Here is a 13,375-nt window from a genome sequence, read left to right as displayed (position 1 = left end):
CAGCCGATGGGCAGAAAGATCGACCGAGCACGGTGATTGCCTTACGCGGCTCGGTCAGTGTGGGCCGACCGGACGGTGAACGCAACCAGCCCCCGACCCCGGACAGGTTCGGGTGACTACGTCACGGAGCGACGGTGCGGTACCGCAGCATCATTTCGTGGTCCTCGTGATCGAGCATGTGGCAGTGCCACATGTACCCCTGCAATTCGGATGGACCCGAAGCCGGCATGTCATGACCGCCCATATCGTGGCCGCTCATATCGCTACCGCCGTGGTGCGCTGCCGGTCCCGCGAAGGTGGCGTCGGGGTCGAACCCGAGTTCGTCGGCCGTCGGGAATCGGACGAGGATCTGGGTGACGGTGCCCGGGTACGTGTTGACGGTGTCCTTCCACCCGGCTTCCCAGGTGGCCGGGGGCACCGATGGACCGGTGAGGAACTTCTCCACCGGCGGAGCCCATCTGGTGCCGAACGTGGGCCGGGGAAAGTCGCGTTGGTACGCTGCGAGGTCGATCGGAATACGTCCCAGCGTCCGAAAGTGCGCCAGGTGCAGGTGAATCGGGTGTGGTTCGACCGTCGTGTTGACGATGTTCCACATCTCCACGGTGCCCTGCTTCGGCATCTCGATGTCCGGGTCGGAGTACCGCAGGTTGTTCAGGTTCATCAGCGTCATGTCCAGGTTCAGCCCACTGGAGGGCTGGTTCACGGTGACGGTGCGGGTAAAGGTGGGGGTCGGCAACGGCGGGAACACATCCGGCTGCCCCTTTCCTCCGCGCAGCAACGACGGCATACCGCCCCGGAACCCCGCCGCGGACGCGACGCGGAACTGGCAGAACATCGGCATCGGGACAGCTCCGAGCGACGCCGCCTGAGCCGGTGGCGGTTCGTCGTTGAGCAACTCGACCAACGCCCCTGCTTCGACGGCACCGAAGTCGACCAGGATGTCGGCGCGTTCGGCAGGCGCAAGGCGGATGCTGGTGGTTTCCACCGGGGCGTCGAGCAATCCCCCGTCGTTCCCGATGACCCAGAATCGTAACTTGTTGGTGAAGAACAGGTTCCACACACTGTACGACCCGGCGTTGACCAGGCGCAGCCGGTACATCCCGCGGGCGACTTCCATCGTCGGCCAAATCTTGCCGTTGACGACGCCCACGTCGCCGGTGCCGCCGCCTTCCCACTTACCCTGCGGCACAGTGATGTTGGAGCGGATGCTCATGCTGCCGTCGGGATTCATGATCTTTTCCTGCAGCACCAGCGGCAGCTCGAACTCACCCGAGGGCAGTCCGAGGGCATTGTCGGAGGTGCCGGTGTCCCAACGATCACGGACGAGGTTCATGCCGAGCAGGCCCGCATAAACGTTGATGCGCGTCATCGACATGGCGTGGTCGTGGTACCACAGTCCTGCGGCGTCGTTGAGACCCGGGAAGCTGTGCGTCATCGACTCGCCCGGGCGCACCAGCATCTCCGAGTGACCGTCGCTCGCCGGCTCGGTGATGCTGCCGTGCAGGTGCAGCGACGTCGGCGTCATCGTGCGATCCATCTCGCTCATGCCGTGCAGCGAGGTGTCGATGTCGGCGGCGAGAGGGTTACCGGCGGTGGTGTTCGAGTACTTCAGCGTCCAGGGCTGGCCTTGCTGCGACTCGATGGTGGGCCCGAGGTAGTCGCACTGGCCGTAGCCGAACGTGGGACCGGGTCGCAGGTCGGCATGGAAGGCATGAGTTGCGCTGTGTGCGTCGAGCGTGACCTCGGTACCGCTGATGAGTGGCAATCGCGGCAGTTCGTCACGGAACGGCGTCAGCGGCGGCGAATGGAAGAGGAGAGGACTCTGCCCGCGGAGGAAGTCGTCGGCCAGTGCTCGACGGGTCGTCGATGCCACGGGTAGTGCTGCTGCGCCGGCTGCCACTGCGGCCGCCGCCAGCCCGCGTAGGGCGGTTCGTCTGGACACGGAGCCGCTCACCCGGCCACCTTCCTCCTGGTTGTGATTGGGCCCATACTATGTGCTGGTCGGCTCCCGCCGTCACCCCACACTCGGATCGTCCGGCACGTTCCTGCCGGTGGAGGGATCTATTTCGTCATGGCAACAATCTCGTTCGAGCGCACGACCAGGCTTTTTCCCGGCTCCGACACCCCCGCGGTGAACGAGCTCGACCTGCACATCGAGGACGGTGAGTTCCTCGTTCTGGTCGGCCCCTCCGGCTGCGGCAAGTCGACGTCGCTCCGGATGCTCGCGGGGCTCGAAGAGGTCAATTCCGGTCGCATCCTCATCGGCGGCAAGGACGTCACCAATTCCGAGCCCAAGGATCGCGACATCGCGATGGTGTTCCAGAACTACGCGCTGTACCCGCACATGACCGTCGCCGAGAACATGGGGTTCGCGCTCAAGCTGGCGAAGGCGAACAAGGAAGACATTCGCACTCGCGTCGAGGAGGCCGCGAAGCTGCTCGACCTCGAGCCGTACCTGGATCGCAAGCCGAAGGCCCTCTCCGGCGGTCAGCGTCAGCGAGTTGCCATGGGCCGCGCCATAGTCCGGCAACCTCAGGTGTTTCTGATGGACGAGCCGCTATCCAACCTCGACGCCAAACTGAGGGTTCAGACGCGGACACAGATCGCACAGCTACAGCGTCGGCTCGGCACGACTACGGTGTACGTCACCCACGATCAGGTCGAGGCCATGACGATGGGTGATCGCGTCGCCGTCCTGAAAGGTGGTGTGCTGCAACAGTGCGCCACTCCCCGCGAGCTCTACCGCACCCCGGTCAACGCGTTCGTCGCCGGGTTCATGGGCTCGCCGTCGATGAACCTGTTCCGCGCTCCGGTCACCGACGGCGGCGTCCGCCTGGCCGATCAGGTGATTCCGGTGCCGCGTCAGACTCTGGGCTCGGCCACCGAGGTGATGTTCGGTATTCGGCCCGAGCACATCGAGATTGCCGACAGCGGAATAGCTCTCGAGATCGACGTCGTCGAGGAGCTCGGTTCCGAGGCCTTCGTGTTCGGACGAGCGGACATCAACGGCAAGTCCGAAACCATTGTCGCTCGGGCCGATTGGCGTAGCCCGCCCGAGAAGGGCGACCGCGTCCATGTGCGCATCGACGACGCGCACGCGCACATCTTCGACGCCTCCGCCGAAGGTCACCGCCTGAACTGATCACCCTCCTCGTGCGCGTTGTGCGTAATTCCAGCTACGCACAACGCGCACGACCTCAGACCAGCAGCTCGGCGATCTGAATGGTGTTGAGCGCGGCACCCTTACGCAGGTTGTCGCCCGAGACGAACAACGCAAGTCCGCGGCCCTCGGGAACGCCCGGGTCCTGACGGATGCGGCCGACGAGGGAGTCGTCTTTGCCTGCGGCTTGCAACGGCGTCGGCACATCGACCAACGAGACACCGGGTGCCGAGGCCAGCAATTCACGAGCACGCTCCACCGAGAGCGGACGATCGAACTCGGCGTTGATCGACAGCGAGTGCCCGGTGAACACCGGCACGCGCACGCAGGTGCCACTGACCAGCAGGTCGGGCAGTCCGAGGATCTTGCGCGATTCGTTGCGCAGCTTCTGGTCCTCGTCGGTCTCGCCGGATCCGTCGTCCACCAACGCGCCGGCCAAGGGCAGGACGTTGAAGGCGATGGGCGCGACGTACTTGTTCGGGGCCGGGAAATCGACCGACGAACCGTCGTGCACCAATTTTTCGACGTCGTCGATGACGGCGCGCGCCTGGGTGGCGAGCTCGTCGACGCCGGCGAGTCCGCTACCGGAGACGGCCTGGTAGCTCGAGACGATCAGTCGCTGCAAGCCGGCTTCGTCGTGCAGCACCTTGAGCACCGGCATGGCGGCCATGGTGGTGCAGTTGGGGTTGGCGATGATGCCGCGCGGCGGGTTCTTCGCTGCCTCGGGGTTGACCTCGCTGACCACCAACGGCACGTCCGAGTCCTTGCGGAACGCGGACGAGTTGTCGATGACGGTGGCACCTGCAGCGGCGAAGCGCGGTGCCTGCTCACGGGAGAGCGTGGCTCCTGCCGAGAACAGTGCGATATCGATGCCGGTCAGATCGGCGGTGGAGGCGTCCTCGACGATGATCTCCTCGCCGCGGAACGGCAGCTTCTTGCCCGCCGAGCGCGCGGAGGCGAAGAATCGAACGGTGTCGGCGGGAAAGTTACGCTCCTCCAACAGGGTTCGCATGACGGCACCGACCTGGCCGGTGGCTCCGACTACTGCAACTGTGGTCATGGTTATCGTCCTGTTCCTGCGTGTACTACGGCTTCTTCGTCGCCACCCAGATCGAAGGCGGCGTGCAACGCGCGCACTGCTTCGTCGAGCTGGGTGTCGCTGCACAGCACCGAGATACGGATCTCGGAGGTGCTGATGAGATCGATGTTGATACCGGCGTCGGCAAGGGCCTCACAGAACGTCGCGGTGACGCCGGGGTGGCTCTTCATGCCGGCACCGACGAGCGAGACCTTGCCGATGTGATCGTCGTAGAGCACCTGCGCGAAGCCGATTTCGGCCTGCAGCTTGGTGAGCTTCTCCACCGCCGTCGGGCCGTCGGCCTTGGGGCAGGTGAAGGTGATGTCGGTCTTACCGGTGTCGATCTTCGAGACGTTCTGCAACACCATGTCGATGTTGATTTCCGAATCGGCGACGGCGCGAAAGACCTTGGCGGCGTACCCGGGGGTGTCGGGCAGACCGACGACGGTGACCTTCGCCTCGCTGCGATCGTGTGCGACGCCGGTGAGAATTGCTTCTTCCACTGGAATGTCCTCCATAGATCCGGAGACGATCGTTCCGGGTTTTGTGGTGTACGACGAGCGCACGTGTACGGGAACGTTGTAGCGACGGGCATATTCGACGCAACGCAGCATGAGCACCTTCGCGCCGCAGGCGGCCATCTCCAACATCTCCTCGAACGAGACGGTGTCGAGCTTCTGAGCGTTGGGAACGATGCGCGGGTCGGCGGTGAAGATGCCGTCGACGTCGGTGTAGATCTCGCAGACATCGGCGTTCAACGCCGCGGCGAGCGCGACGGCGGTGGTGTCGGACCCACCACGACCGAGCGTGGTGACGTCCTTGCTGTCCTGGCTGACGCCCTGGAATCCAGCGACCAGAACGATCGAGCCTTCGTCGAGCGCGCTGCGCACGCGGCCGGGGGTGACGTCGATGATCTTGGCGTTTCCGTGCACGCTGGTGGTGACGACGCCTGCCTGGGAACCGGTGAACGACCGCGCCTCGGCACCGAGCGAATGAATGGCCATCGCGACCAGCGCGTTGGAGATGCGTTCACCCGAGGTGAGCAGCATGTCCATCTCGCGAGCAGGCGGGGCCGGGCACACCTGCTGTGCCAGGTCGAGCAGTTCGTCGGTGGTGTCGCCCATCGCCGACACGACGACGACAACGTCGTTGCCCGCCTTCTTGGTCTCGACGATTCGTTCAGCGACGCGTCGGATACGTTCGGCGGTCCCCACCGACGATCCACCGTACTTCTGGACGATGAGAGCCACGCGTATTACCTCCGCTGGATAGCCGACAATCGTTCGATTGTCCGCGGGTCACCTTACCGAGCGAGCGGCCCGAACAGTGGTCCGGGTAGCTCCGAGCTGGGATTTCAGGGTGGTCTGCCTGCGGCTTCGCCTGTCCTAACATGTTCGAGTGACCGTTCCAGAACATCTCCCACCACCGCCGGCCCGAGGTCTGCGGGTGCTCTTCGGGCTGCCCGCTGTCGGCCGCCGCTGGCCGGGCGGTCTGCGTTCGGCGCTGGCGTTCGGGGTTCCGGCGATCGTGGCGTGGCTGCTCGGGTTCCACACCGAGGCACTACTGGTGGTCTCGGGCAGTTTTGCGGTGATCTACGGCGAGGGTCGCCCCTATCGATCGCGCTGGTGGGTAGTGCTGATTGCAGGCGGCGCGCTCGTGGCCTCGGTGTGGCTCGGCGCGACGGCCGGGCAGCTCGCCCTCGACTTCGGCGAGACCGGGTGGGCCCGGATGATTCCGGTGGCCGTGCTGTCGGTTCTCGCACTCGTTGCGGTCTACGTCGTTGCGGCGCTTCGACTCGGTCCGCCGGGGGCCTTCTTCTTCGTGCTGGTGTGCGCGGTCGCGTCGTACCTCCCTGCCGCCGACATCAGCGCGACCCGCGGCGCCGTCTGTGCGTCTATCGGCGTCGCGTCGGCGCTGGTGGTCGCGATGTCCGGGGTGGTGCGGGATCCGAAAGGACCCGAACGGGCGGCGGTCGGTGCGGCGGTGGCCGCGATCGAGAAATACACGAGCGCGCCGACGGCCTCCGTCGCCGATCGGCACACTGCCGCCTCCCGTCTGCACGCGGCGTGGGCCGCGGTGTACGAGGCCGGATCCGCGCGCGCGACCTCGCGCCCTCCGCTGGTACAGACGCTGTTCGACGCCCATCTCGCGTTTGCGGCTGCCACGTCGGCGCGCGCCGGCACCGTGCCGGACCCCGAGAACGAGGCGGAATCGGCACGAGATCAACTGCCGCTGGCTCGTCCGAGCATCGGCTATCGGTTGAAGCGGTCGTTGCATCGAGATTCACACGCGGCGTCCACGGCGATCCGGGTGTTCTGCGCGGCGGCAGCTGCGGGCGGGATCAGTGTGGCGCTGGGTCTGAGCAGGCCGGATTGGGCGATCCTCGGCGCAGTCCTGGTGCTCCAGCAGGGGCCGGATCGCGTCCACGGGTCATACCGCGGCATGCAGCGACTCGGCGGCACTCTGGCCGGAGTGGTGTTGTTCTCGGCAATCTATCTCTCGCCGCTGACCGGTCTCGCCGTGATCGTGGTGCTGATGGTGCTGCAGTTCGCGATCGAGATCAGCGTGGCGCGCAACTACGGTCTCGCCGTCACATTCATCACCCCGCTCGCGTTGTTGATGGGCACCATCTCGCATCCGGGTGCTCCGCTCGGCGGCATCGTGGTGGATCGGGTGGTCGAAACCGCGGTGGGGGTTGCCCTCGCGTTCGCGGCCCTGTGGTTGTTGTTGCCGGGCGCTTTTCGACGCGCACTGCTGTGGTCCGATCGGCGGGTTCTGGACCTGACCGCCCGTTTGCTGACCACGCTGCGAACCGAGACGGTCACGGCGGCAGCCACTCTGACGCTTCGAAGGGACGTGCAGTTCGAGCTGGTCGGCGCAGCGCTCGCGGGAGCCGAAGCGGCGCACAACGATCGCCGCTGGGCGCATCGCGTGTGGACCCGCCATGCAGAGGTCGATCACCTCGGATACGAACTGCTCGCACAGTGTTGGACCGCGGCCGATGTCGGACGGCTGAACGACATCGAGCAGTGGCAGCGCAGGCACGACACCGTCGCCGAAAAAGTCGACTCCTGAACCCTGGGGTAGGCGGTCGGTCTGCGGTAGTACACTCACCCCATGCTGCGAGCTCTCCTTCTTAACAGCCGCGACGGGGTCTGAGACCAGACTGGCTTCCCGTCGCGGGGTTCGTTGCGCCGGTCGAACACATTGTTTTGATCTGTACGGAGAGACGAAGACCATGTCACCAGCCGACGCATTCACCTCGGGATCTCGCACCATCACCCCGCCCTCGCGGCCCGCACCCAGCGACCAGCCCGCCTGGAACACCCAGAAGAACTCCTCGATGCCCACGTTCCGTTATCGGCCGTTCGCCGAGGAAGTGGAAGCCATCACCCTCCCCGACCGCACGTGGCCGGACAAGATCATCGACCGGACGCCGCAGTGGTGTGCGGTGGATCTGCGCGACGGCAACCAGGCTCTGATCGACCCGATGAGCCCGGCCCGCAAGCGCCGCATGTTCGACCTGCTGGTCCGGATGGGCTACAAGCAGATCGAGGTCGGCTTCCCGTCGGCCAGCCAGACCGACTTCGATTTCGTCCGCGAGATCATCGAAGACGGCGCGATCCCCGACGACGTCACGATCCAGGTTCTGACGCAGTGCCGTCCCGAGCTGATCGAACGCACCTTCGTCGCCTGCGAGGGTGCCCGAAGCGTCATCGTGCACTTCTACAATTCCACCTCGATCCTGCAGCGCCGAGTGGTGTTCCGCGCCGATCGTGATGTGATCAAGAAGATCGCCACCGACGGTGCCCGCAAGGTTCTCGAGGAAGCGGCCAAGTTCCCCGATACCGACTGGCGCTACGAGTACTCCCCCGAGTCCTACACCGGCACAGAACTTTCCTACGCCAAAGAGGTGTGCGACGCGGTCACCGCGATCATCGATCCCACGCCCGACAAGCCGTTGATCCTGAACCTGCCCGCAACGGTCGAGATGGCGACACCGAATGTCTACGCCGACTCGATCGAGTGGATGAGCCGCAACCTCGATCGCCGCGACAGCATCGTGCTGTCGCTGCATCCGCACAACGACCGCGGAACCGGTGTTGCCGCAGCAGAACTCGGCTACCAGGCCGGCGCAGACCGCATCGAGGGGTGCCTGTTCGGAAACGGCGAGCGCACCGGCAACGTCTGCCTCGTCACGCTGGGTCTGAACCTGTTCACCCGCGGCGTCGATCCGCAGATCGACTTCTCCAACATCGACGAAGTCCGCCGAACTGTGGAGTACTGCAACCAACTTCCCGTCGCCGAGCGCCACCCGTACGGCGGAGATCTGGTCTACACCGCTTTCTCCGGCAGCCACCAGGACGCCATCAACAAGGGCCTGGATGCAATGAAAGTCACTGCGGACGAGCAGGGTACGGATATCGGCGACGTCACGTGGCAGGTTCCGTACCTGCCCGTCGACCCCAAGGATGTCGGCCGCACCTACGAGGCCGTCATTCGCGTCAACTCGCAGTCCGGCAAGGGTGGCGTCGCGTACATCATGAAGTCCGATCACGGACTGAACCTGCCGCGTCGTCTGCAGATCGAGTTCTCCCAGGCCGTGCAGCGCATCACCGACGGTGAGGGCGGCGAGGTCTCGCCCAAGGAGATGTGGGACGTCTTCGCCGAGGAGTACCTGACGCCGATCCGTCCGCTCGAGCGCATCAAGCAGTCGGTCGTCGCGGCCGAGCACGACGGCGGCACCGACACGATCACCGCGACGGTCAAGGTCGATGGCGTCGAGCAGGAAATCTCCGGATCCGGCAACGGACCTCTCGCCTCCTTCGTCGACGCGCTGTCCACCATCGGCTACGACGTCAGCGTGCTGGACTACTCCGAGCACGCCATGTCCGCGGGTGACGACGCCCAGGCTGCGGCCTACGTCGAAGCTTCGGTCACCTCGCCTGCGGGCGTCGCCACCACCGTCTGGGGCGTCGGAATCGCAACATCGATCACCACTGCGTCACTGCGTGCCGTGGTCTCGGCGGTGAACCGCGCGCTGAAATAAGTTCTCTGCACGACGTAAAGCCGCCCATTCGTTGCGAATGGGCGGCTTTGTCGTATTGGTTCGACGCCCGGTGGCGGTCGCCATCGAAAGCAGGTCGTCGTCGACCGGAAGAACAGCTAGCGCAAGCAGGCTGCTCCCTGGTACGCGACCAATTGCTTCTGTATGTCGGTGGGCACCGGGATCCGCGCGTACACCGGCTTTTCGTCGCCGAAGGCAAGGTAGATCGGAAAGACGAATGGCTTCTTCGAGTCCGCGATCACGTGCGCTTCGCACGACGCTGTGGTGATGGTGAGCGGAATGACCAGGGAATCGTCGTCGGACTGCAGTGTTCGAGGGAGCGCACCGGTCAGGTCGTAGAGGACGCTGCCCCGCAGTTCGTCGACCCGAATCGGTCCGTCGAAAGACCCGCGAGACACCACCACACTGGCGAACAGCGGATCGGTCGAGACCAGAGGGGGTGACGAAAGCGAAAGCTCCACCGAGACTTTCGACAAGACTTGCTCGGCCGTGCACTCTTCCGAATGGATGCGGTCGATGATGTCGTACGGTTGCTCGAGCGGAACCTCGACATCCTGCTCCGGTTCTCCTTTGCGGGTCACGGACAGGCGCGCAGCCAACGGTCCTACAGTCGAGTCGCATCGGGCCCCGCCGTACGGAGTCGGTATATCGATCCGGCCGCCCTTCTGCAGCTCGATCTCGCGCACAGTGGGCGCGACGGGTGCAAATCCAGGAGACGCGAGTGCGATGGTGTGCACCGCAATCGGTCGTTCACCGGTGTTGGCGATCGTGATCTGGAACTGACCACCGATCGCATCGTCGACGCGCGACCGGTAAGCAGAGGCGGTCATGTCGATTGGGGTGTCCTGCTCGGGGGGATTCGAGCACCCTGCCAGCGTCAGAACCACTACTGCCACGACACCGCCGGCGCGGGAAGCGGCGACCGCAGGTCCGACCGACCGGCGTCGAGTACCCGGGTCCGCCGCATGCGCTGGGGCAGCGGCGTCCGCGCTCCCGTATGACCGGTCGCCGCGGAATCCACAGCGCGGAATGCAGCGGTCCATGACGCCGACAAGGATCCTGCCTCGGCCTTCGAACCGAAGAACCGCCCCTGAACTCGCTGACAGGTGTCCCATTACCGAACCTCCGGTTGCGCGGCTCCTTGCACAAACCTATGCGCGCTTCGCACCGATGGCACGTCATCGGGTCGCGATTGGATCTACGGACTCAACCGATCAGTCACCCCGAACTCATCGATTACAACGAAGCGGCCTGAACCCGACGAACCAACGGCTCAGACCATCAAGCGCCGAACGGGCGGCTTCTCGCACGCACCGTGAGCTATCCGGTCGATCTTGCGGGGGAGACATAGCGCAGGTACAGCCACGTCAGCAGAGTGAACACCGCTCCCGCAACGACCGCCTGCAGCAGGGACTCCCAGACGGACCCGCTGTCGAGAAGAACGAAAACGGCGAACATCAACACGGTGTACACGCCACTGGCCACGAGTAGTTTCATTACGCCTCCCCTGGTTCTCGTCGATCAGGATCGTTACCCACGCTAACCCAATGCTCGACAAAGAGAAACCTCTCAACCGACGTCATCGCCGGTACGCCGCATGGGACAATCATTCTGCCGTCGGGGCACACAATGGAATGGAAGTTCGCCATGGACTCTTTCTGGGATTTTCTTTGGCTTCTCATCGTCGGATTCGCCTTCGTGGCGTACCTGATGGTGATGTTCTCGATCATCGGAGACCTTTTCCGTGACCACAAGACATCCGGGGTTCTCAAGGCCGTGTGGGTGTTCTTCCTCATCGTTGCGCCGTTCCTCACCGCGCTGGTGTACCTCATCGTGAACGGCAGCAGCATGGCCAAGCGCCAGGTCGCTGCCCTACAGCACGCGAAGGACCAGCAGGAGGAGTACATCAAACACGTCGCCGGACATTCCGCGTCCGAAGAGATCGCACACGCAAAGGCATTGCTGGACAACGGAACCATCGATCAGGACGAGTTCAGGACACTGAAGGCCAAAGCGCTGTCCTGAACTCGGCTTCGAGTCGGAACGCGTCGAGCACAGCGGCGATCGCCGGTAGTCGACGCGCACCGGGCCTCGTGGCGAGTTCGTAGATGCGGCCGGCCCGCACACCGGACAGTTCTCGCCGCACCAAGCCCGGATGAACGACGGCATAGCGCGGCATCAGCGCTACCCCGTGCCCGGCGGCAACAAGAGTCTCGGTCACTCGAAAGTCGTTGATACGCTGCGCTACTCGTGGCTCGACGCCGGTGACGGCGGCAACAGAGAGCAGCACGTCGTCCACAGGGAATCCGCCGCGGACGCTGATCCACCGCTCGTCGGTCAGCTCTCTCAGGTCAACCGTTTTGTGCTGCGCCAGTGCATGATCGGGAGGCAACACCAGATCGATGGGTTCGCGCATGAGGGTCGTCACTTCGATGCGCGGGCCTGCCGTCGACGGAGCCCGATCGTCCCGGTGGGTGAGCACCACGTCGTAGTCGGCGAGTAGTTCGGGCACCGACGATGCCGGCAGATCCTCGTCGCGCGCATCGATGTCGACGTCCGAGCCCGCGAGACGGGTCAACACTCCGGGTAGGAGCAGCGCGGCACCGGACGGGAACAGTGCCACACGGACGCGTCCCTGCGGGGAAGCTCGGTATCGATCCATCTCTGCCGTGGCGCGGGCGAGGGCCGCGAGCACATCGTCGGTTCGCAGCACCAGCGCGCGGCCGGCGTCGGTGAGGCGCAGCCGACGCCCATCGGGTTCGAGCAGTGTCACGCCGGCCTCGCGAGCCAGCAACTTGAGCTGTTGAGACACCGCCGACGGCGTCATCGACAGGGCCTCGGCGACGGCGGCCACGGTTCCGCGGTCGGCAAGTTCCGCCAGGATCCGAAGCCGCTCCACGTTCATACAGAAGATCTTAACTGTTGATGCGGATATATTCGATTGTGCTCATCATTTGCTCCAGTCACGATTGACGGCATGACCACTCGCGACCGCCTGCTCGGATTGACCGTCGCCGTGCTGTGGGGGCTGAACTTCCTCGCCATCCGCGTCGGGCTCGATCACTTTCCACCCTTCTTCTTCGCCGCGCTGCGGTTCCTGGTCATCGCAATCCCCGTCGTGTTGTTCGTCCCACGCCCGAACGTCCCACTGAAGTGGTTGCTGCTCTACGGCTTCGGCTTCGGCTTTCTTCAGTTCGCCTTCCTGTTCGCAGCGATGGCGGCGGGCATGCCCACCGGATTGGCGTCGCTCGTGCTGCAGTCGTCCGCGCCGTTCACCGTCGTTCTCGGTGCGGTTCTGCTGCGCGAACACGTCACCCGCAGGCAGGCCATCGGCATTGCGATCGCCGTGGTCGGCATGGTGCTGATCGGGTGGGACCGTGCCCAGAACGCCACCCTGCTCCCGGTGATCCTCACCCTGCTCGCCGGCCTCGGCTGGGCGTTCGGCAACCTGGGGAACAGACTCGCCAAATCCGATTCCCCGATGACGCTGATGCTGTGGATGACCGTCATCCCACCGGTGCCGATGCTGGCGCTCTCGGCGATCGTCGAGGGTCCGAGCACCGGCTGGCAGGCCCTCGCCGAGTCGTTCGGTCCGCAGGGCTGGCCCGGCCTGGTCGCGTTGGCCTACATCGTGATTCCGGCCACCATCATCGGCAGCGGCCTCTGGAGCATTCTGATGAGTCGCAACCCCGCCGGACTGGTCGCACCGTTCTCACTCCTGGTTCCCGTGGTGGGCATTGCCGGTGCATGGATCTTCCTCGGCGAGAACCCGTCCGTGCTGGCGTTGATCGGCGGAGTCGTCGTGATCGGCGGCTGCCTCGGCGGAATGGTCGTCCGCCGGCCCGCCGAAGTGCGGGAGAAAGTGCCGGTGTGAGGGGCGGGAGTGGAGCCTGCGGAATGACCAAGTGGGGCGGGAGTGGAGCCCGCGGAATGACCCAGGGTTAGCGGGAGTGGAGCCCGCGGAATGACCCAGGGTTAGCGGGAGTGGAGCCCGCGGAATGACCCAGGGTTAGCGGGAGTGGAGCCTGCGGCATGACCGAGGGGCAGCACGCGCCGACGTGAAACTGCG

At 65.0% G+C, this 13,375-nt stretch carries 11 protein-coding genes; 5 read left to right on the top strand and 6 right to left on the bottom strand.

Translation table 11 applies throughout. The features are described from left to right. Positions 1-121: 121 nt before the first annotated feature. Positions 122-1,954, bottom strand: a complete 1,833-nt coding sequence (locus tag CH305_RS11600) for a multicopper oxidase family protein (RefSeq protein WP_094703783.1) — start codon at positions 1,952-1,954, stop codon at positions 122-124. 117 nt (positions 1,955-2,071) lie between these two features. On the opposite strand from CH305_RS11600, the gene CH305_RS11595 reads away from it, so the two are divergent. Continuing rightward, positions 2,072-3,142, top strand: coding sequence for an ABC transporter ATP-binding protein (locus CH305_RS11595; RefSeq protein WP_032379999.1), 1,071 nt, complete (start codon positions 2,072-2,074; stop codon positions 3,140-3,142). Between the two features lie 55 nt (positions 3,143-3,197). Here CH305_RS11595 and CH305_RS11590 read toward each other — a convergent pair whose 3' ends face one another. Together CH305_RS11590 and CH305_RS11585 are read right to left on the bottom strand one after the other, a co-directional pair. Beyond that, the gene (locus tag CH305_RS11590; RefSeq protein ID WP_094703782.1) at positions 3,198-4,220 is read right to left on the bottom strand and encodes an aspartate-semialdehyde dehydrogenase; all 1,023 of its coding nucleotides are present in this window, start codon (positions 4,218-4,220) and stop codon (positions 3,198-3,200) included. 2 nt (positions 4,221-4,222) lie between these two features. Next, positions 4,223-5,488, bottom strand: coding sequence for an aspartate kinase (locus CH305_RS11585; protein WP_032379997.1), 1,266 nt, complete (start codon positions 5,486-5,488; stop codon positions 4,223-4,225). A gap of 148 nt (positions 5,489-5,636) precedes the next feature. Here CH305_RS11585 and CH305_RS11580 point away from each other — a divergent pair, with 148 nt between their 5' ends. Together CH305_RS11580 and leuA are read left to right on the top strand one after the other, a co-directional pair. Next, a complete protein-coding gene (locus CH305_RS11580) occupies positions 5,637-7,313 on the top strand; it encodes an FUSC family protein (RefSeq protein ID WP_143545279.1) in 1,677 nt (558 codons plus the stop codon). 163 nt (positions 7,314-7,476) lie between these two features. After that, positions 7,477-9,288: a 2-isopropylmalate synthase gene (gene leuA / locus CH305_RS11575; protein ID WP_032404554.1), complete on the top strand. Its 1,812-nt coding sequence runs from the start codon at positions 7,477-7,479 to the stop codon at positions 9,286-9,288. Between the two features lie 116 nt (positions 9,289-9,404). On the opposite strand, the gene CH305_RS11570 is transcribed toward leuA, so the two are convergent. Further along, positions 9,405-10,136, bottom strand: coding sequence for a hypothetical protein (locus tag CH305_RS11570; protein ID WP_141216502.1), 732 nt, complete (start codon positions 10,134-10,136; stop codon positions 9,405-9,407). 490 nt (positions 10,137-10,626) lie between these two features. Further along, complete coding sequence (locus CH305_RS29035) at positions 10,627-10,803, bottom strand: hypothetical protein (protein ID WP_155292585.1); 177 nt, start codon at positions 10,801-10,803, stop codon at positions 10,627-10,629. 150 nt (positions 10,804-10,953) lie between these two features. Between CH305_RS29035 and CH305_RS11565 the strand changes: the two genes are divergently transcribed. Further along, on the top strand, positions 10,954-11,331 hold the full coding sequence (locus tag CH305_RS11565; protein WP_094617997.1) for an SHOCT domain-containing protein: 378 nt from the start codon (positions 10,954-10,956) through the stop codon (positions 11,329-11,331). On the opposite strand, the gene CH305_RS11560 is transcribed toward CH305_RS11565, so the two are convergent. Then, positions 11,300-12,211, bottom strand: coding sequence for a LysR family transcriptional regulator (locus CH305_RS11560; RefSeq protein ID WP_037150015.1), 912 nt, complete (start codon positions 12,209-12,211; stop codon positions 11,300-11,302). The genes CH305_RS11565 and CH305_RS11560 overlap by 32 nt on opposite strands. Positions 12,212-12,283: 72 nt before the next feature. On the opposite strand from CH305_RS11560, the gene CH305_RS11555 reads away from it, so the two are divergent. Beyond that, the gene (locus CH305_RS11555; RefSeq protein WP_094703779.1) at positions 12,284-13,180 is read left to right on the top strand and encodes an EamA family transporter; all 897 of its coding nucleotides are present in this window, start codon (positions 12,284-12,286) and stop codon (positions 13,178-13,180) included. Positions 13,181-13,375: the final 195 nt, after the last annotated feature.

Source organism: Rhodococcus sp. 15-649-2-2, assembly GCF_002258645.1.
Taxonomy (GTDB): domain Bacteria; phylum Actinomycetota; class Actinomycetes; order Mycobacteriales; family Mycobacteriaceae; genus Rhodococcoides.
This window is presented reverse-complemented; position numbering and strand designations above follow the sequence as displayed.

Bases quoted from the DNA above. Each gene is read 5' to 3' on its own strand.
- CH305_RS11560 (WP_037150015.1), bottom strand. From the start codon at position 12,211: ATGAACGTGGAGCGGCTTCGGATCCTGGCGGAACTTGCCGACCGCGGA.
- CH305_RS11565 (WP_094617997.1), top strand. From the start codon at position 10,954: ATGGACTCTTTCTGGGATTTTCTTTGGCTTCTCATCGTCGGATTCGCC.
- CH305_RS11590 (WP_094703782.1), bottom strand. From the start codon at position 4,220: ATGACCACAGTTGCAGTAGTCGGAGCCACCGGCCAGGTCGGTGCCGTC.
- CH305_RS29035 (WP_155292585.1), bottom strand. From the start codon at position 10,803: ATGAAACTACTCGTGGCCAGTGGCGTGTACACCGTGTTGATGTTCGCC.
- CH305_RS11595 (WP_032379999.1), top strand. From the start codon at position 2,072: ATGGCAACAATCTCGTTCGAGCGCACGACCAGGCTTTTTCCCGGCTCC.
- CH305_RS11570 (WP_141216502.1), bottom strand. From the start codon at position 10,136: ATGACCGCCTCTGCTTACCGGTCGCGCGTCGACGATGCGATCGGTGGT.
- leuA (WP_032404554.1), top strand. From the start codon at position 7,477: ATGTCACCAGCCGACGCATTCACCTCGGGATCTCGCACCATCACCCCG.
- CH305_RS11555 (WP_094703779.1), top strand. From the start codon at position 12,284: ATGACCACTCGCGACCGCCTGCTCGGATTGACCGTCGCCGTGCTGTGG.